This is a genomic window from Paenibacillus vini, from assembly GCF_018403325.1.
Classification (GTDB): Bacteria; Bacillota; Bacilli; order Paenibacillales; family Paenibacillaceae; genus Fontibacillus; species Fontibacillus vini.
In genome coordinates, this window is record NZ_BOSL01000001.1 from 555,503 (window position 1) to 582,369 (window position 26,867).

25 protein-coding genes are annotated in these 26,867 nt (G+C 52.4%); 14 read left to right on the forward strand and 11 right to left on the reverse strand.

Annotated elements, in window-relative coordinates; all coding sequences use genetic code 11:
• Positions 1-269: 269 nt before the first annotated feature.
• The gene (locus KJS57_RS02500) at positions 270-977 is read right to left on the reverse strand and encodes a Crp/Fnr family transcriptional regulator (RefSeq protein WP_213653644.1); all 708 of its coding nucleotides are present in this window, start codon (positions 975-977) and stop codon (positions 270-272) included.
• 193 nt (positions 978-1,170) lie between these two features.
• Between KJS57_RS02500 and KJS57_RS02505 the strand changes: the two genes are divergently transcribed.
• Positions 1,171-1,623 (forward strand): V4R domain-containing protein, encoded by a 453-nt coding sequence (locus tag KJS57_RS02505; protein ID WP_211022733.1) that lies wholly within the window; start codon positions 1,171-1,173, stop codon positions 1,621-1,623.
• A 217-nt stretch (positions 1,624-1,840) separates the two neighbouring features.
• Complete coding sequence (locus tag KJS57_RS02510) at positions 1,841-3,259, forward strand: methyl-accepting chemotaxis protein (protein WP_213653645.1); 1,419 nt, start codon at positions 1,841-1,843, stop codon at positions 3,257-3,259.
• A gap of 371 nt (positions 3,260-3,630) precedes the next feature.
• Here KJS57_RS02510 and KJS57_RS02515 read toward each other — a convergent pair whose 3' ends face one another.
• The 6 genes from KJS57_RS02515 to abc-f all read right to left on the reverse strand — a co-directional run bounded on the left by KJS57_RS02515 (position 3,631) and on the right by abc-f (position 8,737).
• The gene (locus tag KJS57_RS02515; protein ID WP_211022731.1) at positions 3,631-3,978 is read right to left on the reverse strand and encodes an EamA family transporter; all 348 of its coding nucleotides are present in this window, start codon (positions 3,976-3,978) and stop codon (positions 3,631-3,633) included.
• Entirely contained in the window at positions 3,962-4,309 is a 348-nt protein-coding gene (locus KJS57_RS02520) for a DUF2304 domain-containing protein (protein ID WP_211022730.1), read from the reverse strand. The genes KJS57_RS02515 and KJS57_RS02520 overlap by 17 nt, the downstream gene beginning before the upstream one ends.
• Entirely contained in the window at positions 4,306-5,013 is a 708-nt protein-coding gene (locus tag KJS57_RS02525) for a glycosyltransferase family 2 protein (protein WP_213653646.1), read from the reverse strand. The genes KJS57_RS02520 and KJS57_RS02525 overlap by 4 nt, the downstream gene beginning before the upstream one ends.
• Positions 5,010-6,296, reverse strand: a complete 1,287-nt coding sequence (locus KJS57_RS02530) for an ArnT family glycosyltransferase (RefSeq protein WP_244861350.1) — start codon at positions 6,294-6,296, stop codon at positions 5,010-5,012. Before KJS57_RS02530 ends, KJS57_RS02525 begins: the two co-directional genes overlap by 4 nt.
• Positions 6,297-6,388: 92 nt before the next feature.
• On the reverse strand, positions 6,389-6,670 hold the full coding sequence (locus tag KJS57_RS02535; protein WP_213653647.1) for a hypothetical protein: 282 nt from the start codon (positions 6,668-6,670) through the stop codon (positions 6,389-6,391).
• Between the two features lie 27 nt (positions 6,671-6,697).
• Entirely contained in the window at positions 6,698-8,737 is a 2,040-nt protein-coding gene (gene abc-f, locus KJS57_RS02540; RefSeq protein WP_213653648.1) for a ribosomal protection-like ABC-F family protein, read from the reverse strand.
• Between the two features lie 510 nt (positions 8,738-9,247).
• Here abc-f and KJS57_RS02545 point away from each other — a divergent pair.
• Positions 9,248-9,712 carry a hypothetical protein gene (locus KJS57_RS02545; protein WP_213653649.1) on the forward strand — a complete coding sequence of 155 codons (465 nt, stop codon included), beginning with the start codon at positions 9,248-9,250 and terminating at the stop codon, positions 9,710-9,712.
• Between the two features lie 110 nt (positions 9,713-9,822).
• Here KJS57_RS02545 and KJS57_RS02550 read toward each other — a convergent pair whose 3' ends face one another.
• From KJS57_RS02550 to KJS57_RS02565, 4 genes are all read right to left on the reverse strand, one after another.
• Positions 9,823-10,767, reverse strand: coding sequence for a DUF4097 family beta strand repeat-containing protein (locus KJS57_RS02550; RefSeq protein ID WP_213653650.1), 945 nt, complete (start codon positions 10,765-10,767; stop codon positions 9,823-9,825).
• Positions 10,760-11,374, reverse strand: coding sequence for an HAAS signaling domain-containing protein (locus KJS57_RS02555; RefSeq protein ID WP_211022724.1), 615 nt, complete (start codon positions 11,372-11,374; stop codon positions 10,760-10,762). Before KJS57_RS02555 ends, KJS57_RS02550 begins: the two co-directional genes overlap by 8 nt.
• Positions 11,371-11,697, reverse strand: a complete 327-nt coding sequence (locus tag KJS57_RS02560; protein ID WP_211022723.1) for a PadR family transcriptional regulator — start codon at positions 11,695-11,697, stop codon at positions 11,371-11,373. Before KJS57_RS02560 ends, KJS57_RS02555 begins: the two co-directional genes overlap by 4 nt.
• Positions 11,698-11,909: 212 nt before the next feature.
• A complete protein-coding gene (locus tag KJS57_RS02565) occupies positions 11,910-13,475 on the reverse strand; it encodes an FAD-dependent oxidoreductase (RefSeq protein WP_211022722.1) in 1,566 nt (521 codons plus the stop codon).
• A gap of 141 nt (positions 13,476-13,616) precedes the next feature.
• Between KJS57_RS02565 and KJS57_RS02570 the strand changes: the two genes are divergently transcribed.
• The 11 genes from KJS57_RS02570 (at position 13,617) to KJS57_RS02620 (ending at position 26,792) form a co-directional block, all read left to right on the forward strand.
• Positions 13,617-15,269, forward strand: a complete 1,653-nt coding sequence (locus tag KJS57_RS02570) for a spore germination protein (RefSeq protein WP_213653651.1) — start codon at positions 13,617-13,619, stop codon at positions 15,267-15,269.
• Between the two features lie 48 nt (positions 15,270-15,317).
• The gene (locus tag KJS57_RS02575; protein ID WP_211022720.1) at positions 15,318-16,532 is read left to right on the forward strand and encodes a Ger(x)C family spore germination protein; all 1,215 of its coding nucleotides are present in this window, start codon (positions 15,318-15,320) and stop codon (positions 16,530-16,532) included.
• A 21-nt stretch (positions 16,533-16,553) separates the two neighbouring features.
• Positions 16,554-17,693: a GerAB/ArcD/ProY family transporter gene (locus tag KJS57_RS02580; protein WP_213653652.1), complete on the forward strand. Its 1,140-nt coding sequence runs from the start codon at positions 16,554-16,556 to the stop codon at positions 17,691-17,693.
• Positions 17,694-18,096: 403 nt separating this feature from the next.
• On the forward strand, positions 18,097-18,486 hold the full coding sequence (locus tag KJS57_RS02585; protein WP_211022718.1) for a Fur family transcriptional regulator: 390 nt from the start codon (positions 18,097-18,099) through the stop codon (positions 18,484-18,486).
• The gene (locus tag KJS57_RS02590) at positions 18,468-19,283 is read left to right on the forward strand and encodes a winged helix-turn-helix domain-containing protein (RefSeq protein WP_244861351.1); all 816 of its coding nucleotides are present in this window, start codon (positions 18,468-18,470) and stop codon (positions 19,281-19,283) included. Before KJS57_RS02585 ends, KJS57_RS02590 begins: the two co-directional genes overlap by 19 nt.
• A gap of 218 nt (positions 19,284-19,501) precedes the next feature.
• Positions 19,502-20,752 carry a methyl-accepting chemotaxis protein gene (locus KJS57_RS02595; protein ID WP_213653653.1) on the forward strand — a complete coding sequence of 417 codons (1,251 nt, stop codon included), beginning with the start codon at positions 19,502-19,504 and terminating at the stop codon, positions 20,750-20,752.
• A 78-nt stretch (positions 20,753-20,830) separates the two neighbouring features.
• Positions 20,831-21,694 (forward strand): uroporphyrinogen-III synthase, encoded by an 864-nt coding sequence (locus KJS57_RS02600; RefSeq protein WP_213653654.1) that lies wholly within the window; start codon positions 20,831-20,833, stop codon positions 21,692-21,694.
• Between the two features lie 84 nt (positions 21,695-21,778).
• Positions 21,779-22,087, forward strand: a complete 309-nt coding sequence (locus KJS57_RS02605) for a phasin family protein (protein ID WP_211022715.1) — start codon at positions 21,779-21,781, stop codon at positions 22,085-22,087.
• Positions 22,088-22,090: 3 nt separating this feature from the next.
• A complete protein-coding gene (locus KJS57_RS02610) occupies positions 22,091-23,761 on the forward strand; it encodes an ABC1 kinase family protein (protein ID WP_213653655.1) in 1,671 nt (556 codons plus the stop codon).
• A gap of 512 nt (positions 23,762-24,273) precedes the next feature.
• Positions 24,274-25,722 carry a DEAD/DEAH box helicase gene (locus KJS57_RS02615; protein WP_373316688.1) on the forward strand — a complete coding sequence of 483 codons (1,449 nt, stop codon included), beginning with the start codon at positions 24,274-24,276 and terminating at the stop codon, positions 25,720-25,722.
• A 143-nt stretch (positions 25,723-25,865) separates the two neighbouring features.
• Positions 25,866-26,792, forward strand: coding sequence for a M15 family metallopeptidase (locus tag KJS57_RS02620; protein WP_244861352.1), 927 nt, complete (start codon positions 25,866-25,868; stop codon positions 26,790-26,792).
• Positions 26,793-26,867 lie beyond the last annotated feature (75 nt).

A 26,867-nucleotide genomic window follows, 5' to 3' on the forward strand; every position in this document is an offset into this window, starting at 1 on the left:
ATGAGAGCTGCTTGAATTCCTTTCGATTAGAATGTGGTTGGAATTTTTCCAATAAAAACACTACAGTTGGATCAATTACACCGTAATCTAAGAATTTCATTGGATTATTTCCAATGAAGTCTAATTGATATCTCCCGGTAGGCAATATCATTGGATTTATTCCAACCAAATGTGTACCTCCAAAAAAATAAGGGGCTGTTCCAAAAGTCATGAATGATCTGCTTTTGGGACGGCCTCTTTTTTTACTATAGAATCCGGGTTTGCTGCTCCTAAGCTTCCCCCGCCAGACTCCTCAGCTTGGCCTCATCCAAAATGCGTATCTTTCTTCCGCGGACCACCGCAATGCCGCCCTTTGACAGTTGGCCCAGCTTACGGCTGATGGTTTCCGGGGTAGCTCCGATCACCCCCGCAAGCTCCTTCTTGCTGACAGGCAGGTTGAATTCGTTGGAGAACGGCACCGACTTGTTGCGGAAGTACAGCAACATTTTAGCCAGCCTGCGGTCGGCTTCAAGCAGCGTAAGAACGGCGGCCCAACTGTCGGCCTCTTCAAGCTGTCCGCTGAGCGCGCTCATGAACCGGGCGGCCGTATCCGGGCTGCGGCGCAGCACCTCCAGGAAATCGGCGCGGTAAATGCGGCAGATGTCGGCCTCGTCTGCCGCATCCGCGCTGGCATAATGAGGTTTTTCCTGAAGCAGCGAAAATTGGCCAAAGAAGTCGCCCGGGAACAATAACCGGATAATGTGTTCTTTTCCGTTGTCTTCAAGCTTGGTCAATTTGATGACCCCCCGGCTGAGAACAAAGAGCGAATCCGAGCGGTCTCCTTCTTTAAAAATGTTCTCCCCTTTGCCATAATGGCCGGATCTCATCACAGAGTGAAGAAGCTCGAATTCCTCGGGACGAAGCTGACTGAATACCGGAACGCGGGAGAGGCAGGAGGGAAGTTGTCCTGCTCCGTTTGAGTGTAATAAACAAGCCATTCGTTATCACCTCGACAAATATCTTTATTTTTAAGTTACCAACAGGTGGAAGTCGTTCTCGTGATTTTAGTCACAAATAAAAGGGACAAAACTTGACTTAAATCAAGGCCGGAAATCCGAAGATAGTGCAAATTGGTAGTAGAGAAGCGGCTATGGAGATAAGAGGCTTTATACAGGACAGGAGGAGACAACGATGAAAGGATTTAATTTTGACGATTTAAAACAGGTGGATCGTACCCGGCTTGGCAAAGAGGTACCGCTGGAACTGTTCCGGGCGATCCGGCTGATCGGAATGCGTGAGGGATTGCCGCTGGAAGGTAAAGGGACGACGGCCTCCATCGGCCGGAAAATCGGTGAAAGCCTGCCGGTGTCCACGGAAGAGGAATTGTTGGATCTGTTTGCCGAGCTAAAGATCGGATTGCCCCGCGTAACTCACCGGGAGGAACGCTTGATCAAAATCGTAGTGGACGATTGTTTTTGCAAGGGACTTCCCGTTCTGGAGGAGAAGAAGGTGTGCGACCTGGAGGGAGCGATTATTGAGGGGGCGCTGGGACGGATTATGAACCGAAAAGTTAGCGTCCGTGAGACGAAATGTAATGTCTGCGGGGATGAGCATTGCGAATATGAGGTTCGTTGGTATGACTAAGTCGGGAACTTTATAAGTTAATTTTCTAATATCAGGATATTTGCCAACATTTTTCGATAACACTCTACACGATTCGACATGTCCTGCCGATATTCATTTTATTATCACACATATAATGCTGGCAGGAGGAAATGGGTATGGTGGAGCAGGATAATCAAACTCAGTTTATTTATCAGGATTTACGCAAGAGAAATCAAATGATCTGTTGGATGGTTGGATGGTTACCTTTACGGTCGGATTAACGATATTTATGCTGCTCGGATTACGTGCGGGGGGTACGGCGTTCGCGTCGATTATGATTCCTTGCGTCATATTGGTAGCGGTAGTATGGTTTGGGCATCTGACTAAAAAGTTTGAACGTTGGATTTCATTAATCTCGGTTCTGGGGATGTTTGCTATATCCGTGGTTCCCATTTTGCAAAACGGGGGCAGCGCAACTGGAGGGTTATCGGCCTTCTTCGTACTTAGTATCGGCTTGATGTACAACGTACCTATTGTCGTATGGTCCGCATTCGGCTCCGGTTTGGTACTTCTCCTTGTTACTTATTTTATGGCTCCGTCAGACGTTCCCAATTCCGGCATAGAGTTTTCATTATATTTGTTCTACTATATCGTCTCGGCTGCGGTTTTGCTCGCCCAGTCGGGGTTAAGCAGAAAGATGCTGAATCATGTAGGCGAATTGAGCCAAAGCACAACGGAGATGCTCGCGAAAGAACTGGATCGTGAAAAGGTTACCGCTGAAGCCACGCGAACGATCTCCCAGAGCATTACAGAGATTCGGGTCAACAGCCAGGATAGCCAGCAGGCATTCCGGGAAATGAACACCGCCTTTCAGGAAATGGCAACGGGGTCGGCCGTTCAGACGGAAACCATTGGCGGAATATCCAATCTGATTTATTCCTCCAACCTGAAGATCGGTCATATGATGGACTCCATGACTCATTTGGTAGAGACCGTCATGGAGACAAAGAAGGCTTCCGCGGATGGTTCGGAAGTAATCACGCAGTTGACCACAACGATCGATCAGTTCCACGATAATATGAATGAAATGAAATCGGAAATCGGCGCATTGATCACCAACATTCATCAAATTGCCGAACTGACGTCTTCGATTCAGGAAATTGCCAGCCAGACAAGCCTTTTGTCGTTGAACGCCAGTATTGAAGCGGCTCGGGCAGGAGAGCAAGGGCGGGGATTCGAGGTCGTTGCCAACGAGATTCGCAAGCTGGCCGATCTTACGAATGAATCGGCGAAACAGATTACCGAAAATGTCGGACATGTTACCCGTCAAGCCGATGTGTCCCATATCCGGCTGGAGGAGAATGCGGCAAGCATGAAGCAGAGCCTGGAGCTTGTTGATCAGACGAAGCGGGCGTTTGATTCGATCGACAAAAGCGTTGGCGAGCTGACGGTCGGTGCGACTGAAATTTCGGAGGTAGCGGGTTCCGTGAAGAAAACGTCTGGAGAAATTGAACATTCCGTCAACGACTTTGTGGCGGTAATCGAGCAATCTTCGGCAACGCTGCAGGAATTGCTGGCTACCGTAGATACGCTGACCGCCCAGAATGAACCGATGGTCCGCAGAATCGAAGAGACGGATCAAGCCGTCAAACAGCTGGTCTCTATTGAGAGTTGATCATATCAAGTAAAAGAAACCGCCTGGACTATTATGTCCAGGCGGTTGTTTTGTAATCGAAGCAAGTGTGAGTACGTGCGGTATACGTAAATCGGCACAATAGTACTCAGCCTAGCTGATTAAAGAGGAAAACCTACAGTTAATTTAAAGAGAATACACTCTTATCGCAAAATAGATGGATAACCTGCATTTATTTCAACCGTATTGGTTGATTCAGCGTTTTTACTCCAAGTTTAACTGCAGATTTTACAGCTAATTGTGCAGGAATCGTCTTTTGTTTAAAAATAACTGTAGGTTTTCCAGTTAGTTGTCTGACCAGCAATTAATGTATGGTTTACAAGCAAATTAGGGCTCTTATGCCCGCTTGTTCCTCATGACTTCGCCAGCAAATACACCCCGAAAAGAATCACCGCGACTCCGGCCAGCTTGGTAGGCGTGATCGTTTCGTTGAACATGAAATAAGCGGGGATCATCGCCAGCACGTAAGCGAATGCTTGCATCGGGTAAGCAACGCTGAGCGGCATTCGCGTGAGGACCGCAAACCAGAGCAAAGTGGCGATACCGTACAGCGCAACGCCGCCGATGACGGCCGGTGAGGTAACAAGTTTACCCCAGTGCAGTCCGCCCGAACGTCCCAGCCCGATTTTAAATAACATCTGGCCTGTGACCAGTAATACTATGTTGCCTAATAATAGGAGATAACTAATCGTTTTGTCCATGGAGAGCCTCCCGTTCCTTCAGAATCGTCAATTCCTGGGTCAGCCGCAGCACTTGGGCCGTGAGCCTCGTAACGACGATCGTCAGGTGAAGAATGAATGCGAAGCAAAATAATAGTCCAAACAAAAACAGGATGGCAGGCGCATATTTAACTCCGAGCCTCGCTGCAATCCATTCGATGAAAGATACGTTAAACGAAACGATGAACAGAACCGCACTGAACAGAATCCACAGCAAAGAATACTGTTCCTTGAGCTTTTGCCGGCGGACCAATTCCAGCACCAGAAGCAGAAACAGGAAGGCCAGCACGACGGATAATACATAGATCATCATGGCTTGGACACCGCCGTTCTGTCGTAACGGATCGCACTCATCAATACGGCTAACGTTACTTTAATCATATAATAGACCGATTTCCACGGGGTAATTGAGGATTTGCCGGCTTGGCGGTCATGCATTTCCGTCGCTACCTCGGTAATCCGGCATCCTTTGCGTTTCAAATAAACGATCGACTCCACTTCGGGATAGTCCATCGGATAATAGTCGGCATACAACTCGATCACTTTACGGCCCGCAGCCCGGAAGCCGCTGGTCGTATCGGTAAAACGCTGACCGGTTACCAGCGAGACCAGGCCCGAGAAGAACACCATGCCGATCCGGCGGAGACGGGAGGAGCGATAGGAGGTCGTCTCCACGTATCTCGAACCGATGACCAGGTCATAGTCTTTTGCCTTAGCGATCAGCTTGGGGAGCTCCTCAGCGGGATGCTGCCCGTCGGCATCCATCTGCACCGCGATATCGTATCCCATGCGCTGGGCATACAGATATCCCGTCTGCATGCCTCCTCCGATCCCGACGTTGTAAGGAAGCGTCAGCACCTTGGCCCCGTCGGCTTCCGCAATCTGCTCCGTCCGGTCGGTCGACCCGTCATTGACGACGATAATGTCGGCCTCGGGCGTATGACGGCGAATGTCCCGGATGACGCCCGCAATGCTGCCTTCTTCATTATATGCAGGAATAATAATCAGCGTTTTCATAGGGATGACGACCTCCTTGCTTCAAGTCGGTCCGAACCGGAGTATCTGGCCAGCAGACGCTCGATCAGATAAGAACCGAACAGGATCAACAGCGCCATGTTAGGGTAACCGTATCGGTTGAACGCGACAAACGGAAGGTAAATGACCGTGAAATAGGCGATCGCCAACCACAGGGGCAGCAGGCGGGAGAAAGAGCATTTAACCAGCGCCCAGACGATCCCTGCCATATTCACCAGCATCAGCGCAATTTGCAGGACGTTCATCACAGGGCGGGTGATCGGCCAGATCGGACGCGAATAAAAGGGATGGAAGTACAGCTCCACCCATCTCCCCAAAGTGAACCAATATAAGTATTTCAGCGGCTCATGTTTAAAACCGTAAGAGATGACGTCCAATCCTTTTTGAATCGCCGTGCTGTCCGAGCCCTTGAACAAGGTCTCCGGATCGTACTGCGGATGGGCCTCGAAGAATCCGGCCGGCGGCAGCTGCCCGTGTATCCGGGTTCCGAGCAGGAACGGGCTGCCTCCCGAGTTGGTAAACAGAATGAACTCGTGGAAAGTGACCCAGTTGCGAATCCACCAAGGCGTCAGCAAAGCCGCATAGACGATAACGATCAGAAACATGTACTTAAGCGCGAGCCGCCAAGGGAGCTTGTCCCTCCACCAAAGCACCAGAAATACGGCGGGATATAGCGACGCATGCGGTTTGAAATAGGCGGCGGCAGCCGTTAGAACGCCGATCAGTATGTACAGGCTCGTCCGGTTACGTTCCAGCGCGAGAATAGTGACGCATACCAGAAGCAGCAGCAGCGTCCGGAAGGTTGTTTCCGACAAGATGACGCCCGAAGAGAAATAATCGGGTAAATACAACGCACTAATGATGGAGGCGATCAGACCGACCCGTGTGTTGAACAGGCGTCTGCCGATCCAGAAGATCAGATAAACGGATAAGGCCTGTTCTAGGCATTGAAAAATCCGGAAAGCGATGACGCCCCCTTGGTCTTGACCGAATATCGCCATGAAGCCGGCTAACATAAACGGCATCCCCGGCATAATGAAGGCGGACGGCCTTTCCTTGGTGTTATACGCCAGCACTCCTTCATTCAGCAGCAGCCGCGAGCTTTGAATGTACTTTACATCGTCATTGTTCGGATTCACCGGATCTCCCAGCAGAAAATAATCGTTGTACGCGAGGACGATGATGCAGGACAGAATGCCCGTAAAGGCGATCAATCCGATCAAGAGAACCCTGGCCCTGCGGCTCATTCCTGTTGGTGAGAACAAATTTCTTCAACTCCTTTACTTCATGAATGTTTTCATTTTCCTTTCAGACCCATTATATCAGTTTATATCCATAAAAAAGCTTATGCAATCCTTCAACGCTTGGAAGGCTCATAAAGTTTCAGACGGCACGCTGCATCTTTGCTCCAGCGACTGTCCGAAATCGACATGGACCGCGTTGCGAAACCCATTGGTAAACATTTCCGGTCTTCCCGATCCTCCATATCGTATACCCACTTCGCGGCACGCTGAAGCCCTGTGTCTACCTCAGGCCGGAATTGCTTTGGGCCGCCAGCGCGGCCGGGGAGAATTCCCCGGCCAGCTCCAGCAATCGGCTGCGGATCGTCTCCGCAGCGCTTGATCGTTGTACATGTCAATTCGTCTCCTGTAAGGCGACTTTTACTTTACTCGATCAAGGCAAAATACTGCTCCAGCAGATCATCCACCCGCTGCTGGAGTTGATTCCGGCCGGCCTGCAATTCGGTCAGCCGCATGGCGTCGCAGGCGGCTTCCGGCTCCAGCATGGCCGCGTCGACCGCCGCCAGCTCCGCTTCGGCGGCGGCGATATCGCGCTCCAGCTTGCTCACCGCAGCTGGATTCGGCGCCTTCGGCGGGCGGCTCGCCTCCCGGCCTGCGGCAGAGCCGGGGCCTGCCGCAGCAGCCGGCCCCGGGCCGGCAACGCCCGCCGCCGGCGCCAGGGCGGCACCGCCGCTTTGCGCAGCAGCGGTTGCCCTGCCCGTAGCCGCGCCGCCATCGCCGCGCGGCGCAACCCGCCGCTGGCTGTCCGCGCCAGCGGCCTCCGCTGCGGCTTCCCGCTTCAGCCGCTCCGCGCGGAAGTCGTCAAAATTGCCCCAAGTCACGGACAGCTGTCCGTGATCCAGCAGCCAGACCTGGCCGGCAATTTTGTTAATGAAATAGCGGTCGTGCGAAACGGCCAGGAGGGAGCCGGGGTATTCCTCCAGCGCCTCTTCAAGCGCTTCGCGCGAATCGATGTCGAGATGATTCGTCGGCTCGTCTAGCAGCAGCAGGTTGGGCTTCTTATACATCAGAATCGCCAGGCGGAGCCGGGTCCATTCCCCGCCGGACAAGCTGCGGACCTTTTTAAAAACGTCGCTGCCGTAGAACAGAAATCGGGCGAGCTGATTCCTCGCTTCTCCCGTTTCCATTCCAAGCTCATCGCGGAAGTATTGCAGCACGGTCCCTTCCTCATCGGCAGGAGCGGACTCCTGGGCCAGATATCCGGTTTCCACCCGGGAACCGAGCCGGATATCACCCGCATCAGGGGAACTCAATCCGAGAATGCTCTTTAAGAGCGTGCTCTTTCCGGCTCCGTTGCCGCCGATCAGCGCGGCGTTCTCCCCGTATCTCAGCGTCCGGGAGACTCCTTCGTACAGCTTGCGCCCGCCCGCGGATTGGCTGACCTCCGAGAGGATGAGCGCTTCTTTGCCTGAACGATCGGCCTGCTCCAATTGGAGGTCGATCCGTTTGCGTTCCAGGATCGGCTTCTTCAGCTTGACCATCCGGTCCAGCGCCTTCTGCATCGAGGCCGCGCGCCGGTGGAATCCCGGATTCGGCGGATTGGAACGGTTGCCCCATTCGATCAGCTGTTTGATCGTTTCCTGCATTTTCTTGATCTTCTTCTGCTGTTCCTGATAATCGGCGAATTGCTGGAGCAGCCGGGTTTCTTTTTCTTCCTTGTACTTGCTGTAATTGCAGTGGTACGTGAACGCTTCGCCGTCCTCGATATCGACTATTTTTTCGACTACGGCATCGAGAAAATAACGGTCATGCGAAATGACAACCACTGTACCGTCAAAAGAGCGGAGGAAACCCTCCAGCCATTCGATCGCCGCCATGTCGAGATGGTTGGTCGGCTCGTCGAGCAGCAAAATATCAGGATTTTGCAGCAGAATGACGGCAAGGCCGACCTTGGTTTTCTCACCGCCGGACAGGGAAGAGAAGGGCCGGTCATATTGGTCCTTCGGGATACCGATCCCGCCTGCAATCCGGTCGATTCCCGCCTCGATTTCATAACCGCCGCCGCGCTCAAAGCTTTCCTGAAGCCGTCCGTATTGCTGGAGGAGCGGCTCCAAATCGTTCTGTCCATCGGCTGCGGCCAAGGACATCTCGACTTCCAGGCGCGTCATTTCCGCCCGGGCCTCCAGCAGCGGCCGGAAAGCGGATTGGAGCACATGGTATACGGTCTCCTCCCGGCCGTAATCGGGGATTTGAGCGAGGGAGCCGATCACCGCGTCTTTGCGGATCATCAGCGCTCCCTGATCTGGAGCCTCGCTGCCCGTAAGCAGGCGCATCAGCGTCGTTTTGCCGGTTCCGTTCCGCCCGATCAGTCCGACGGTTTCGCCTTCTTTGATTTCGAACGATACATCGGTTAGCACCAGTTCGGCACCGTAATATTTTTGAATATGGGCACATTGAATCATCATCGTAATTATCTCCTTCGGCCAATGCCGTCCGCCCGTACCTCTTCGGAGAACAAAAAGAAGGCTGCAGGAAAAACCTGCAGCCTTCTTCACACGTACAATTTCAGTCCGTGAGGTAGGGTAGGAGCGGCATTTCGCAATTAGTTATGGATATCGAATTTGGAAAAATGGACAGACTTATCCCGTTACGGAATTCAGCATGAACATTGCCAAACATTGCCATCGGCAGTTGGCCAATTCGACTCCACGCAAACTTGCGATCCACTTCTACCCACCTCCATTCGTAAAACAAGATATTGAAAGTATATGTGCTGGCTATGGAAAAATCAAGTAATCGTACAAAAAGAAAAATTTCACATTATTGTAATGTTTGAGCCTGGATTTTTTCGGGTAATGATTGGTTTGTTGTTTATTTCCCCATTCTTTTCCTTTATAATCATTCTTAGGCCAAAAACGCAGTTTCGCCACAGCGGCTGCGCAGTGTCAATCTATGATGAAGTAAGGGGAGCCTAATTGGAAAGAACAACAGCGAAGCAAATCCTTGATGAATTGCTGGAAGTGTCAGGCAGCGAGGTCTCCGTCCATATCAAGTCCCGGTTCCCGGGGGGCCGCAATGTAGGCGGCAAGTACAGCCTCTCGGATCACTCGGTGACGATGTATCTGGGAGAGATTAAGAAGCAGTGCCTTACACTGTTCGGCTCGGTTGACGGTTGCGAGCGATTGCTCCGGATCGTCTTCGCTCATGAGCTCGGTCATGCGGAAGATGCGATGTTGGCTGAATTATCTAACCGCCTCGATATTTGTGACAGTGAGCTGGAACGGAAGAGAATCGCCCTGCGGATCGAAGAGAACGCTTGGGAGTATGCCATGAAGCTTGTACCTGATACGGACCGGCAGATGATGGATACGGTCATTTACTATTCCCTGCAGTCCTACCGCGAAGCGATCGCGCAAGAAACAGCACAGGAAATCGCCTGATACAGGCTGCACGAATATAGAACAAACCTCATTGCAAAAAGGGTTAAACCCGGCATCTCGCCGCGGTTTAACCCTTTTGTTTATTTACGCGACCAGAGGGTCGTTCGTTCTTATTGAATCTTTATATTTCCCGACGTCGTTCTGGCTTTGATCACATCCCGGGTCTGCATCGGAGAGTCGGGAGCCTTGACGTTGCCGGTCGAGGACTTCAAATCATAAATTCCTTTGAATTCAGGGTCTGCACTTAAGGTGATATTACCGGAGGTAAGGGAAATGTCCAGTGAATCGGAGCGTTGGTTGGTCAATGTAATATTGCCGGACGTGCTCTTGATCACGCCATCCCCGGTGAAATTCTTGAGTCGGATATTGCCGGAGCTTAACTTGGCATCGATCGCACCTTCCGCGTCTTCAACAGAAAGTTCGCCCGAGGTTCCGTGGGCGGTTAGATTCCCTTGAATCTGCTCTACTTTTACATTGCCCGAGCCGATTCTGATCTCGGTTTCTCCCTTAATCTCAGAAGCCTTCAAATTGCCGGATGTCGCCTTCATCGTCAAATGCTCGGAGGTAATGGAAGAAGCGGTCAAGTTCCCCGAAGACGTCGTCAGCTCAATATTTTTGGCGCTCAAGCCTTTAAATTGTCCGCTATTGGAGTGCAGCTTGAAGTTAATTTGATCGATCATGGCCGGATCGGTTAAGGCCACGGTCATATGCTGCTTGCTGGATTGGAAGTTGATGACCATAAAACTCCACTTATTTGACCTCGAAAGATCGAGGTTGACATTCGGGCCGGACACAGTTGTTTTTTTCAGTCTGTTGATCGTATCCTCGGCCATGTTGCCGCGAATCTCGATATAATTGGTTCCGTTCGTGCTTTCAATGACCTCGACATCGATATCATATCCGCTTTCTACCGTTAGAGAATTCAATGATTCCAAGGTCCATTTTTGCTCGTGATAAGGATCCTCATCCCCAAAATTAAAGCTCTGATAAGCCATCCCGGCAAAACCGATAATGATTAAAATAATGGCCAGCAAAGACCACCTTTTGTTATTCATGTCCCGCTCCTCCTTTGGCTACCCGTACATTCCATCTCCAATAAGATACGCTGATCAGGACCAGCGCTTTAAAAATATAACGCGAGGCAATGGCGAGAAAAATGCCCACACCCACCAGGGCTACCGTAGCGTAGGTTTTTGCAGCAAAATATCCATGACCTGCGAAATAATCAAGCACGACTGCCAGCGGACTGAGTAATCCTGCCAGAGCAGAGGCGGCCAAAGCGATTCCGACAGACCAGAAGGAGATTAATAGAGGAACGAGAATCAGGTTCAGGAAAAACAGTCCGATATAAACCATCGTCGTTACGGCTCCGCCGCGCCGTTTCACAGGCTGTTGTCTGACAGGCGTCTGGATGGGGGCCGGCTCTGGATTGGCCGGATTAAACCAGTATACGGGTTCTTTGGGGGCAAAGCGTCCGTCGATGGCTTCTTTGGCCAGCTCGGCGGGATTTCCCAGCTCCTGCGCAATTTCTTCCTCGGTTTTACCGTTTTGCAGGGCAAAGGCGAAATGTGCCTCGTAATCTTCCATCAGTTCGCTTCGTTCTTCCGGCGGCAGAACCGAAAGATGGTCATGAAGCTGCGCCAAAAACTGACTTTTATTCATAAGCGGCTTCCTCTCTCGATTAAATTAGATACGCTTTTTACAAATTGCTTCCACTCGATAACCAGCTTTTTCATATAATGTTCACCTTCGGGCGTCAGCTTGTAATATTTACGCGGCGGGCCTTCCGTGGATTCCTGCAGATAGGTTGTGCAGTAGCCCTCGCCGACGAGTCTCCGGAGCAGGGGATAGAGTGCTCCCTCCGCAACCTCGATATGCTGGGACACGGATTGGGCGAGCTCATATCCATAGCGGTCACGCTCATGGATTAGCACCAGCACGCATAATTCCAAGGCGCCTTTCTTAAATTGGACGCTTATATCCAATGATATCGCCTCATTTTCGCTGTTTATTAATTTCTAGTACTGAATATTGATTAGTATTGCTGAATAGATAGTATCATACAGTACTGATTAATGCAACATAGTGAATTGCGTTCCTCTAAAAATGGGCTGTTCCCACATGAAAATAGCGATTGGAAAAGGGGATGAACCCTAATCCAATCGCTATATGAAGCCGCTCATTCCACACGCAGTTTCTATTCCCGGCTTCCGTACTGCGGGCTGAGCCGGGGCAGATCTTCCGTAGCCGGTCCTTCGATCACGGCGCCGGTATAGTCGAATCTGGAGCCATGGCAAGGACAATCCCAGGAGCGTTCGGCCGGATTCCATTTGCATTCGCATCCCATATGCGTACAGGTGGTGTCCACCAGATAGATGTTTCCCTCGGGGTCTCTGTAGGCGCCGGCTTTTTTGCCCAGATGCTTGACGGCTGCGCCTTGATCCGGCATGAGATCCTCGACTTTTCGATGGACGATGTCAACTTTGCCGGATACTAATTCTTTGGCAACGTTGGCATTTTGTACGACCAGGTTCTTGATTCCGGGATTAGCTTTGAAACGGGAAGGGGTGAATAGCTCGGCATACCGGCTGTCTTTGCCCTGAATCAGGTCGGAAATCAGCAAGGCGGACAATGTGCCGCTGGTCATGCCCCATTTGCCGAAGCCCGTAGCTACGAAAATATGCGGGTGGCTGGCGGTGATGGGGCCGATATAAGGAACCTGGTCGATGGTCGCCAGATCTTGGGCGGACCAGCGGTAGGGAACGCTCTTCGCGCCGAATGTCATGCCGCCGAATTTCTCAAGCTCTTCGTAGTGCTTGATCGTACAATCGCTTTGTCCGGTCTTATGCGATTCCCCGCCGACCAGAATCACTTCTTTGCCGTCCAGCTCGGCGGCTCTGAGCGAACGCTTCGGATTGCCGCAGTTGATATACATTCCCCCGGCGTAAGGAGTTTCGGGTTCGATCGCTACGACATAGGAACGATCGGCATGAAGCCGGGTGAAGTAGAGTCCGCCCCCATCGTAGAAAGGAAAATGCGAAGCTGAAATAGCGCTCCTGCACGTAATCGTCACGCCCGACTCCGTCTTCAGCAGCAGCTTTCCGTCTCCGGTCTCTTCAGCGGAATCGGCCATGGTCGTATTTTCATAGAAATCGCCGCCATGCTTGATTACATAGTCGACTAGCGTATTCAAATATTGAAGCGGGTGAAACCGGGCCTGATCCGGCATTTTGACCGCTCCTTTGACTACAATCGGAAGCGGAATCGTATCGCACCATTCTCCCGGCAGATTCAGCTTTTCATAAGCGGCCCACTCTTTTTCAAGCTGCTGTAACTGATCATCCGAATCTGCATACAAGTAGGCGTCTTCCTTAGTAAAGCCGCAGTCGATATCATGCTCGCGAACGGTTTCTCCGATAAAGCGGAGGGCGTCCCGGTTAGCTTCAAAATACAGCCGGGCTCCTTCTTCCCCGAAATGGGAAATCAGCTGGTCATAGATCAGTCCGTGTTGGGCGGTCACTTTCGCCGTGGTATATCCGGTCGTCCCGTCCAGGATTTTACCCGCATCGACGACGGCCACCTTATATCCTGCTTTTACAAGCAAATAGGCCGAGGTAATTCCGGTAATTCCGGCTCCTGCGATAAGGACATCGGCCTGAATGTCCTCTTTCAGCGCGGGAAATGAAGGGAAAGACGATGTTTCTCTCCACAGCGATTCCGGATATCGGGGAAGTCCGGGAGAGGTGAACGAACTGCTGTTCATAAGAGGGTCCTCCTTGTTGGTTTATTGTCTCATTATTACCACTGCAAGGAGATAAGAAACGAGGTCAGGGGCCTTCGCATGAAAAAGGAATGAAAAGCAGATACTGGGATCAGGATTCGATATGGATAGGAGCTGCTTAGTATGATACGCAATCGGTCCCGCGGCCGGACCGGCCAGCAAAACAGGAACGCGCAGAACGGAGATTCGCTGAAATCTGAAGTTTCCGGGAAAAACATAAATTCTTCCGATGCAAGGGCATTTTCGGGACATCTGAAGAGCATGCTGGACCTCATCCGGGAAGAATCGGGGAACAGCCCCGATATCGTCATCCGGCAATTTGAAATCGGGGAGCCCGCCTCCCGTCAGGCTGACGCGGCCGTTGTATTTCTTAACGGGCTCAGCGATGAAAGAACGATAAACAACGTAGTAATGAGATCCTTGATCGAATTTAAACCTGATCCGAACCTTGTCACCGACCCTGACCGCCTGATGGAGACGATTTTAAATGAGGCGCTCGCTTCGGGGGATTGCTCAATCCACATGGATTGGAAGGATATGCTGTTGTCGGTCTTATCCGGAGATACGGTTATTTTACTGGAAGGCTGCGAAAAAGCGCTTGTGATCAGCACCCCGGGCGGGGAGTGGCGCGCAGTGACCGAGCCTTCATCCCAACTCGTCGTCCGTGGGCCGAAGGATAGCTTTGTCGAGTCGATCGGCATCAATATTTCGCTTATCCGCCGCCGGATTAAAAATCCCGACCTGTGGCTTGAAACAATGAAGATTGGAACCGTATCCCATACCCATGTGGGGATTATGTACCTCAAAAGTTTGGCGGACGAAAATCTGGTGGAGGAAGTGAAGCGGCGTCTTCATGCCATAAAGATTGAAGCCGTGTTGGAGTCCGCTTATATTGAGGAATTTATCCAGGACGAGACGTTTACACCCTTCCCGACAGTGTTCAATACGGAACGGCCGGACGTCGCGGCCGGAAACCTGCTGGAGGGCAGAATCGTACTCCTGGTGGACGGTACTCCGTTTGTACTGATTCTCCCTACCGTATTTGCCCACTTTTTTCAATCTCCCGAAGACTATGCCCAACGTTATGACATCACGATCTTGATGCGCCTTATCCGCTATATCAGCTTCATCATTCTTTTGTTGGGGCCCTCGGTGTATATTGCACTGACTACCTTTCACTACGAAATGATCCCTTCCCTCCTGCTGATCAGCTTCGTGGCGCAGAGGGAGGGGGTTCCTTTTCCGGCCTTTGTCGAGGCGATGCTAATGGAAGTCGCCTTTGAGATTCTACGGGAGGCCGGCGTCCGAATGCCAAGAGCCATCGGCCAAACGGTTTCGATCGTGGGTGCACTGATTTTGGGACAGGCAGTAGTGGAGGCGGGAATCATCACGCCGGTCATGGTTATCGTCGTTGCGCTCACGGGTATTGCCAGTTTTGCGCTCCCGGCTTACAATCTATCGATTGCCGGCCGGTTGATCCGGTTTTGTTTCATGGTGTTGGGAGGCATGTTCGGCTTCTACGGTATTACGCTCGGACTCATTGCACTCGTGGCGCACATGAACAGCTTGCGTTCTTTTGGAGTGCCTTATTTGGCTCCGCTCAGCCCGTTTGTTATGCAGAGTCAGAAGGATACGATTCTAAGATTGCCGTTCTGGACATTAAACAACCGTTCCCGAAAGATCGGCAACCACAAGACCAACATCGAGAAAGCCGAGGAAATTGCGCCGCTCGGAAGGCCAGGACAGCAAGACGGGTCAGGCGGGAACAGGCAGTGAGGCGAGTTGCATCAAGCTCGAATTTCACCCAAGGAGAAACGGTAACCTATGGTACAAAAACGGACGAAGACAGCGGCATTTCTGGCGCTCGCCTTCCTAATAATCATTACATCGGGATGCTGGGATGCCAGGGAACTGAATAGAAGAGCGATTGTTTCGGGCATTGGCATTGACCGTTCCAAGGAAGGATTTCTGGTCTCGCTGCAGGTTATCATTGCGGATGAGATTTCTGGAAAAATCGGCCGCGGAGGGACCCCGACTTCGGTGTATAGCGCTTCCGGGCGAAGTGTGGTGGAAGCGATGCGAAATGTATCGCTGAAAGTACCGCGCCTAATTTCAACGGCTCAAACCAGGATGGTAGTAATATCCGAGGAAGTCGCCAGGGAGGGCATTTCCGGCATTGTCGATTTTCTCGATCGGGATTCGGATCTCAGATTGTCCACCCAATTGTATGTCGCCAGAAAGGGGACCAGAGCGCTTGATATTGTCTCGGCGATTACCCCGCTCGGGAGGATTACCGCCTATGCACTGGTTCAGAAAACGGAATTGGCTGCCAATGAGCTGGGGGCTAATTTTTCCCTCGAGATTGACGATGTGATCCGGGGTTTGCTGGCTCCTGGAGGGGGGCCGGTTATGAACGGATTGAATATTCTGGGGGATCTCAAGAAATCGGGGGACAAGAGCAATTTGGAGAGAACGAATGCCCAAGGAGTCGTCATCATTGATGATATGGCCATATTCAAGGGCGATAAATTAGTGGGCTGGATGGATCTCGAAGAGTGCAAAGGCCTCGTATGGGCCATGAACAAGATGAAGAAAACGGTGGTAGTTGTAAAGGATGAAACAGACCATGAAGAGATCACAATGGATGTTTTTGAAACAAGCACGGCAACGAAAGTGGATATTTCCAATCCGCTGAAGCCGGTCATCCAATTAAGGGTGAAGCCGCAGATTTCGATTCGCGAGGCGGGGACATCGACCGATTTACGGGATCCGCGCGTATTGGCGAAGATCGAGGAGAAGGCGAACAAGGTCATCGCTGCGAAGCTCGAGGGCGCGGTAGCAAAAGCCCAGGGGCTTAAAAGCGATATATTTTATTTTGGACAACAGATAGAACGTCAGAACCCCAAAGTCTGGTCGAGAATCAGCGGTCAATGGGAAGCGATTTATCCGACAATCGAGGTCCGGTGTGAGGTGGAATCTATAATCCGCAATACTCAGATGAGGGACCGTTCCTACAAGTACAACATCAAGAGCAAATAAAGAAGGAGGGATGTCGCCGCCATGGACAAGACAAGAATCAGCTCTTTACAATTTTTTTCGTTGATGGTGCTGTTTCAGATGGGGACTGCGCTGGTCGTAAACGTGGGGATATTGGCCGGCAGGGATGCCTGGCTGGCTATTCTGGTCGGTATGGCTGCCGGAAGCTTGCTGTTTGCCGTTTATGCCAATCTGAATAAGCTGTTTCCGGACATGCAGCCCACTTCTTATTGCAAAGTGCTTCTCGGAAAATACCTCGGAACGGCGGTCGGCATCGCTTATGTGGTGTTTTTTCTGCATAAGGCTTCCCGGGATTTGATGGATGGGGGATTACTGGTTCTGGCTTCTGCGCTGAAGGAGACCCCGCTCATGATTATCAACTTATTGATGATTCTGACGGTAGCCTATGCGCTTCATAAAGGAGTCGAGGTCCTGGCTCGTACGGCATTCATATTTTTGATTGTCGTCATGGTGATCGGGGCGTTTATCGTACTGGTGGTCTTTTTTTCGGATATTATGAATCTCAATCGGTTGCGACCGATTCTTGGCGGAGGAGTTAGGGATGTATTTGTGTCCGTGTACCGTCAAAATTATCAATTTCCGTTTGCGGAGGTCATCTGCTTCGTAACTGTCATGCCGTCGTTAAGCAACAAAAAAGGGGGGGTGAAGGCAGGGTATCTTGCGATCCTATTATCGGGACTGATCCTCTCGGGCGCCATAGCGTCTACGATTGCTGTGCTCGGCGTCGATATAACCGAAAGGTCGGTCTTCCCTTTATTGACGATGATCGGGAAAGCCTCCATTGCGGACTTCATACAGCGCACCGATATTCTGGTGGTCATGATCCTGATTATCGGCGTATTTTTCAAAATAAGCTTGTTTTATTATGCGGCGGTCATCGGAATGTCGGATATTTTCAAGATCCCGTACAGGAAGCTGCTGTATCCGGTTGCTGTAGTCATTTTGCTATTTTCCCTGATGATTTCCCGCTCTTTCAGCGATCATCTGACCAAGGGAGGAGAAGTTCTGTACAGAGTGGATCCTGTATTCTTTGTCGTTATTCCTTTGATCCTGTTTCTTGCCGGCTTTGTTTATAAGTTTCGCTTAAAAAGGCAGGGTCGGAGCGGGGCTCAGAGTCGGGAAGATGACCGGAGTCCGAATTAGAACCTGTGTTTGAGTTAAAATCGGAAGAATGATCGGCCTGGGCATGACTGCTCCTTTTGCTCATGAATTTACGGTGAAGATCCGGTACGATCATGAATATGATCAAGGCCGCCAGCGTTAATTTTTGGGTTAAGGTCACCATGCCATAGTTAAAGTTCTTCCAGAAAGTATACCAGGGCTGCCCGAGCAAAACGTCCACAAAGATCGCATAGACAAGGCCAAGCGATAAGAATATTAGGGTGACCAGGTATTTTTTGATCAGCAACGGAACCCCCTCCTTTTTTTTAGTATGAAAAAATAAACGCCTTAACATGCAAGCCTACATTGAAGAAGTAAAATTGACTATTCATGAATTAAGACTTATACTAAGTCTAAAATAGTCATTAAAGGAATGATCCAATATATGAAATCCTTAAATTTGACGACCCAGCGCAAAGCCGTTTATGACGTCGTTCGGAATGCCGACGATCACCCGACTGCGGCTGAGGTCATGAACAGACTGGTTGAGCAAGGCTACAATTTTGCATATGGAACGGTATATAATTCACTTCGATATTTGGCGGACAAAGAAATGATCCGCGAATTGAAGCTCGGCGAGGCGGCCAGCCGCTACGATGCCAAGCTGGATGATCATCAGCATATTTTGTGTGAAGTGTGCGGACGGGTGGACGAGGTGATGTCCCAGGTGCCCGAGGAATGGAGCAGTACGGTTGCCAAAGAAACCGGGTATGACGTGCATCATGCCCATGTAGTATTCGGGGGGGTGTGTCCATCGTGTCGGCAGAAGAAGTGAAGACCCGGGGGCGCGTTCAAGCTGGAACTGTAACCCCGTTCAGACGGCCGGAGGAAAGCGGCAAGGATGTCCTGGACCATTTCGACGGCCGGGAAATGTGTCCGGTAACGCAGCGGGTAATTCTGGTCAGTCCGTTTCCCGGAGGAATTCACGAACTGGTTCGCGATTTGTCCGAGGACTGCTTCGACGTCCTGGTGTTCCATCATTGGGAGCAAGGAATCCGCAACGCACAAACGGCGGACCTGCTGATTTTCGACCTGACTCCGTTTCAAGATCCGGAGGAAGCGGCTCTCGTGAAATCGCTGGTACAGGATGCGGGCAATGTTCCGTCTCTGCTGCTGGTTAATGAGACACTCCTTCCGAAGCTGGATCAAGGAATGATGAATCAAGAGCTTCTCGTATGGCCGGCGCGTCCGGGAGAGATTAACTATCATGCCCAGCGCATTATCCGCAACGGAGGCCAACGGACGCCGGCATCGCGTCTGATGACCGGGACTTCTCCGGCAATCTTCAAGGATCTGTGGATCGATCGCAACAAAATGGCCGTATACCGCAGCGGGGCCAAGATCGGCCTGACCAAGACCGAATATGAACTGCTGGTAAAATTGCTGGAACGGGAAGGCTCCGTTCTATCGCGGGAAGAACTGCTTACGGAAGTATGGGGAACCTCGTTCCTGGGCGGCAGCAATATCGTTGACGTTCACATTAAGAGCTTGCGAAAGAAACTCGGAGACCGCGCGGTAAACTCGATATATATTGCAACCGTAAGAGGGGTAGGTTACCGTTTGGCGGATTGAGAACAAGCGGCGGGGTTCGTGCGGATAGGCAATGTTATGATGAAAATACAAAAGGGCTGTCCCAAAAGCATGCGGCTTGGGGGCGGCTCTTCATTTTTATTAAAGCTGATACATATCCTAGTTTTTGGGGATTACGCGGGTCCACTCTAAAGGAAATGAAGCCGGAGATGTCGAAATAGGTAAACTTGTAAAGATTTTTGAAGAGGGGATCTGTATTCATGAAAAAACGCGTCAGAATCACCTTGCTAGTGTCTACTGTTGTTGCCGCCCTGGTTCCGATTTTACTGGAGTTTCTGATTTCGAGTGAGATGGAAGGAAGGACCTTGATCATTGCAGGCGTTTCGCTGGTAGTCGCGGCAGCGGCGGCCTGGTTTGCGATCCGCAGCATCGCTGTTCCGCTGGACCGGTTGGGCGAATCGGCCCGGTTAATCAGTCAGGGAGATTTAACGAAACGGGTCGATGGATTAAACAGATCGGATGAAATCGGTATCCTTAGTAATCATGTGCAGCGTATGGTCGATAACTTGAACGATATGATCACCAGCGTACACGATACGACGAACCGCGTGTCCGCCTCGGCGCAGCACCTCTCCGCCGGTGCGGGGCAAACGACGAAAGCGATTCAGGACGTCACCGTTGCGATTCAGGAAATGGCGGCAGGCAGCGAGCAGCAAATGAATAACATCGAAACCGGCATTCGGGGCGTAGAGGAGATGTCCAGTCAGGCCGTTGTCATTTCCGAGCATATTCGGACATTTACAGAAACCATGGAGCGGACGACGGCGGTGGCTGAGGAGGGGAATTCCTCCGTAATCAGCGTCGTTGAGAAAATAGAGCACATCCAGCATACCGTCGAAGAGCTGGGATCCGTAATCGAAACGTTAAGCGAGCTTACGGAGAATATCGGAGGCATCGTAGAGGTGATCACGGGGATCGCCAAGCAGACGAATATGTTGGCTTTGAACGCTTCCATCGAAGCGGCCAGAGCCGGGGAACAAGGAAAGGGCTTTGCCGTGGTGGCCTCGGAAGTGCGCAAGCTGGCTGAGGGGTCGGAAAAGTCGGCCCACCAAATCGAAGAATTGATCGGCAGCATCCAGTCGGAGGTCCGCCGTGCGCAGAATTCGATGGAGAACGCCAAGCAAGGCGTGGAAGAAGGAATTATCGCAGTGGATACGTCCGGCCGTTCCTTTTCGCGGATCCGCAAAGCGGTCCGGGGAACCGCCGATAAGATTGAGGGCGTGCTGGCATCGTCTCAGGAATTGGCTGCCGGCGCCGGAAAAGTTACCGAATCGATAAGCGGCATACGCGTCGTAGCCGAAGAGTCGGCCGGAAACACACAAACCATTTCGGCGGCGGCCGAGGAGCAGCTTGCCTCCATTGATGAAATCGCCTCTTCCTCAGCGGAATTGTCCCGGATGGCCGTAAAGCTTCAGGAACTGGTCGGGAAATTCAAGGTACAGAAGCTCTAGGATTGACTTGAATTGGCGAAGGCTTAATCGGGAAGAGACAGAAAGAGGCCGCGAGAGACCTTGAATAGGAGGGAATACATGGCACGCAGATTGGAAGGGAAAAGAGTGGCCATCACCGGTCCGCGCCGCTCGGAAGAGCTCGGTAAACTGGTCGAAAATATGGGAGGCATTCCTTTATACAGACCCGCCCAGGGGACCGTGCTGTTGGAGGATCTGGATTTGAGAAACGGTCTCGTTGCCTGGGCCTCCCATCCGCCGGATTGGTCGATATTTACGACCGGGATGGGAATCGACGCGCTGTTCGATATGGCCGAGGACATGGGAGTTGCCGAGGATTGGCTGAATATCCTTCAAAACAGCAGCATTGCCGCGAGAGGATACAAGACGGCAAATGTACTGAAGAAGCGTGGGCTTACCCCGATTGTAAGGGATGACGACGGCAGCACTGAAGGGCTGATTCGCGGTTTGGCGGAACATGATTTCCAAGGGAAGGACGTTATCTTGCAGCTCCATGGCGATCCTGCCCCCAGACTGGTATCCTGGCTTGAAGAGCAGGGGGCTTCTTGCAGACAAATTCTTCCGTACCGGCATATCGCTCCGCCCCGCGAAGAACTTGATCTGTTGCTTGCGGACCTGATCGAGGGGCGGCTGGATGCCGTGACGTTTACGAGCGGCCCGCAGGTCCGGTTTCTGATGGAGCATGCAGCTGGTCAGGGAAAACGGGAAGCCTTGATGGATGCGCTGCAGGGCCCTGTCATCGCTGTGGCGGTCGGCAAAGTCACAGCGCAAGGCTTGTTTGAAGCGGGAGTTCCCCGTGTGGTAGCTCCGCGCGAGGAACGCATGGGCAGCATGATGGTGGAGCTGGCCAAATACTATGCTGGAGAGACGGAACCCCTGACAGGTGAAAGAAAACCTGCTCCGGACGAGAAAATCGGGGAGTAGGTAGTATTTGGCGGAACCATGGGTATTACTATGGTAAGGGCTATGCTTTTCGATCACATGAATGTACGGGAAAGGATGTTTAGCATGAGCGATTTGTTAAAGAAGGCCATCTCATTGGGGTGGGGACTTACGATTGTCAGCAAAGAAAAGGTGGAAAGCCTTGTCGATGATTTAGTCAAACGCGGCGAGCTCGCGCCTTCGGAATCCAAACAGCTTGTGGAGCGTCTGATCGATAAAGGGGCGGAAGAACAGAACCGCTTCAAGGAATTAGTGAACGAACAAGTAAAATCCGTACTGCAATCCATGGGCCTTGCTTCGGCCAAGGAAATGGAAGAATTGGCGCGACGGGTGGCCGAACTGGAAATTAAGCTCGCCGAGCTGCAGCAGCCGTAAGCCATGGGCATCCGTGTCCGGCATTCCGGCCGTTATCGTGAGATCGCCATGGCGCTGATGCGCCATGGCTTCGGCTATATGGCCGAAGAAATCGGGCTGAATCGGCTTTTCGCCGTGCCGCTCCGCTGGATTCACAAGACCGAGGTGGGCAGCCTCTCCCTGGGAGAGAGGATTCGGCTTGTGCTTGAAGAGCTTGGCCCGACGTTCGTCAAGCTGGGCCAGCTCGCCAGCACCCGTTCGGATCTGCTTCCGGAGCCGATTATCGCAGAGCTCGTGAAGCTTCAGGATCAGGTGCCGCCGTTTTCGGGCGAGGAGTCCCTCGCTATCATCGAGCAGGAATTCGGGATGCCGGCTGCCGAACTGCTGGCCCAATTCGAAGAAGTACCTATAGCCGCGGCGTCGATCGGACAGGTCCATAAAGGGCAGCTTGTTACCGGCGAGGTTGTAGCCATAAAAATTCAGCGCCCCGGCGTGGTGCCCCAGGTCGAACGGGACTTGGATATTCTCAAGAACCTGACGGGTGCGGCCCAAAAGCACTGGCCTTGGGTCAACCGGTATCAAATTCCGCAAATGGTGGAAGAGTTCTCCCGGTCGATCACGGCCGAATTGGATTACAGCATCGAGGGCCGGAATATGGAGAAGATCCGCAGGCAATTTAAGGACAGCCAAGAGGTCTGCATTCCCGGAGTCCATTGGTATTGCTCCACGTCCAAAGTTTTGACGATGGATTATGTGGAGGGCATTCATTTGAACCGGATGACCGAGCTTCGGAAGGGCGGGTTCGACACTAAGGAGATCGCCGAGCGATTGGTGAACGCCATGTTCGAGCAGATTTTTGAGGGCGGACACTTTCATGCGGATCCGCATCCCGGCAACCTGCTCGCAACCCGGGACGGAAAGCTGGCCTTTATCGACTTCGGCATGATCGGACGCTTAAGCCCCGAGATGCGGGATCATCTTTCCTCGCTCGTGATCGCCTTGATGCGGCGCAGCAATGAGGGAATGCTCCGGGCCATCCTGCGAATGGGACTGCTGGAAGATACGCGCGATTTGAACGCATTACGCACGGACCTTGAACGGCTTCATGATCGCTACTATGATATCCCGTTTTCGGAAATCAGCATCGGAGAAGCGCTGAACGATCTGTTTGCAACCGCCCAGCGGCACCGGATTGTTTTGCCGCCGGATTTGCTTCTGCTTGGCAAGGCGCTGCTCACTCTGGAAGGCGTGGCGATCAGTCTGGACCCGCAACTTCGGATTCTCGATTTGGCGGAGCCTTACGGCAAGAAGCTGCTGCGGGAGAAGTTCGGCAGCCGCCGCCTGGGGAAACAGCTCATCGGCGGGGCCGTCGACTTTGCGGAAGCGCTGACGGGTTTTCCCCAGCAGGTGAACCGCCTTTTCACTTTGCTCGGCAAGGGCAAAGTGAAGATGGAGATGAGCGTGCCGGAAATGGAGCATTTCCTGAAGAAGCTCGACCAAATCGGAAACCGGCTCTCCTTCAGCATTGTTCTATTGGCATTCAGCATTATTATGGTCGGACTTATTATCGGCTCCTCCTTAACCCGAATGCCCACCGTGCTGTGGAACATCCCTGCTATCGAAATCGGTTTTGTGGTCGCTTTTCTGATGGTCATTTGGCTGCTGTATTCCATCTTCCGTTCGGGGAGGTTTTGACGGGCCAAGTCTAAATTGCCGGTACGCCTGAAGGCTGCCGGCTTTTTTTGACATTCCCCTACTTCTCCGATTTTTTTAACGAACCTGAGGAACGCTATTTCGTGATAATTTACTGTTTGTTTAGGCTAACGAATCTGAGGATTCTTATTTGAAGATTTTGACCCTTTTTTGGCTGGAAATTGAAGAATAACGTGTACTGAGTTCGTTAAAATCTAAATTTACTAGTTTTCGATCGGATAAGGCTTCCTAGGTTCGTTAGAATTGGAGGGACTTGGAGGACTTGGAGGACTTGGAGGACTTGGAGGACTTGGAGAGGGCTATATTTCTTCGATCTCATGTGGGATTTGGCGGACAGAGGCCAGGTTCTTCGTTATCCGGATGAAAACTTAAAAGGTAGCCGGATTTTCGAGACAATCTCTGTTACAATAAAAAGGCCCGCTTTTAGAATTAGGAAGACAAGGGAAAAATGTGGCTAATCCAATGCCGGGCTAATAACTAATGAGGTGAACTTTTTGACAACTTTTCAGAAAATGGGTCTATCGACGGCCGTTTTACAAATATTGCAGGGACAAGGGATCGTGAATCCCACTCCGGTACAGGAAAAGGCTATTCCTGAGCTGCTTGCGGGGGAGGATGTCATCGTCCAGGCCCAAACGGGCACCGGAAAAACATTGGCGTTCTTGCTGCCGATCATGGAGAAAATCCGGACGGACCGTCCGGATGCGCAGGCGCTGATCATTACGCCGACGCGCGAGCTTGCGATTCAGATTACCGCGGAAGCGCGGAAACTGGCGGCAGCCCGCGAAGGCATGTCCGTGCTGGCCGCTTACGGCGGGCAGGACGTGGAGCGGCAGCTCCGCAAGCTGCAGAACGGGACGCAGCTCGTCATCGGTACGCCGGGCCGGCTGTTGGACCATTTGCGCCGGGGCTCGCTGACGCTCGGCTCTGTCCGTATGCTGGTGCTGGACGAAGCGGATCAGATGCTGCATATGGGATTTTTGGCCGAGGTGGAGGAAATTATCCGCCTTGTTCCGCGCAGCCGTCAAACGATGCTGTTCTCGGCAACCATGCCCGATAACGTAAAACGTTTGGCCAAGACGTATATGCAGCAGCCCCGCGATATCCGGATCGCCGAAACCTCCCGCGTGACGCTGGACAGCATCCGGCAAATTGTCGTGGAATGCACGGACCGGAACAAGCAAGAGGCATTGATCACGATGATCCGGCAGCACCGTCCGTATCTGGCGGTAATTTTCTGCCGTACGAAACGCCGGGCAAGCACGCTGAATGAAGCGTTGCAAGAGGCGGGCTTTGCTTCGGACGAGCTCCATGGCGACCTGTCGCAGTCGAAGCGCGAACAGGTGATGCGCGCATTCCGCGACGCCAAGCTGGAATTGCTGGTCGCGACCGATGTAGCGGCCCGAGGCATCGACGTTGAGGGCGTCACGCACGTATTTAACTACGACATTCCGCAGGATGTCGATAGTTACATCCACCGGATCGGCCGGACGGGCCGGGCCGGGGAGAAGGGCATCGCCGTGACGTTTGCGGCGGTGAAGGATGTGGAAGCGCTCCGGAACATCGAGCGCGGTATTGCCCGCCGCCTGGAGCGGCAGCGGTATGAGAAGAGCGGAGTGTCCGCCGTAGGCGGCAGCGGCAAGCCTGCAGGCACCGGGCAGGGACGTTCCGCCGCGGAAGGACAGGAGCGCAGCCGGAAGGGCAGCGGATTCGGCGGCCGGAACGGCCAGGGCCAAGGGCAAGGCGGCGGACGCGGCGGATCCTCGGGCCGGGGGAAACCGGGAACCGGCGGCCAGGCGGGCGGCGCAGCAAGAGGCGGGCGCAGCCAGGACGGCGGCGCGAAGCGCGGCTCCAGGAATGCATCCGGCAGCGGGCGCGGCGGACGTGATCAGAGCCCTGGAGGCAGACGCGGCCGGAATGAGGGCGGCCGTCGCGGGCGTTAATCACCCGGGCACCGCTAATTTAGAAATGAAAAGGCAGCCGCCCGTTCTTTGAGAATGGGGGCGCCTTTTAGATACGATTACCAGCAACTAAAACGTCCGCAGAGGCGTCAGTATAGAAACACACACACATGGGGGGAATCATAATGAAGCTTCGGACGGGTTGGGGAGCGACAACATCGGCTGTCGTCCTTGTGATGGCTGCCGTTTTATTTACAGGATGCGGCAAAGATAAGCCGGCGGATACTGAACCATTGAATCAGACACCGGGAACCGAACTGAATGATGCAGGGAATACAGGTGCAAATGAAGGTGTTAATGGCGGGTCCGGCAGCGGAACCGATGGCAATACCGATAATGGGGCTAATGGCGAGACCAACACTGGAGCGGATCAGGGAGATACTTCCGCAGCAGGTGGAGGGACAGATTCCGGTACGGCAGAAGAAGGGAACGGAGCAAAGCCGGATGCAAGTCAGTCCGCAGCGGCCGATGCCGACAGCGTGGCCGTGCTGGTGAACAAGGAATTCGCCTTGCCGGAGGATCATAAGCCTGGCGATCTCGTCTATCCGGACGTTCGCTTCACCTTTAAAGAGAAGATCGAGAAACGCATGATGCGCAAAGAGGCCGCTTCGGCTTTGGAGAAATTGTTTGAAGGCGCGGAGAGCGACGGAATTTACTTGGCCGGCGTTTCGGCGTATCGTTCCCACAGTACGCAGACATCGCTTTTCAACCGTTATGTAAAAAAGGACGGATTGGAAAAGGCTAAAACCTACAGCGCGGTGCCAGGGCATAGCGAGCATGAAACTGGCTTGGCCATCGACGTGTCGGGCAGCGACGGCAAATGCGCCGCGGAGGATTGCTTCGGCGATACCGAGGAAGCGAAGTGGCTGGCGGAGCATGCATCGGAATATGGCTTCATTATTCGTTATCCCGAAGGTAAAGACGATATTACCGGCTACAAATACGAGCCATGGCATCTTCGTTATGTAGGCAAGGAAATTGCATCGGATATCGCCGAACGGGATATTACGCTGGAAGAGTATTACGATGCCGTGCCGGTAGCCAATCCTTAAGCGATCAACACGGTTAGAACGACGGATTGATTCACGATTCTGCGTGCGGGTTATGTACTAACGAACTCTATATCT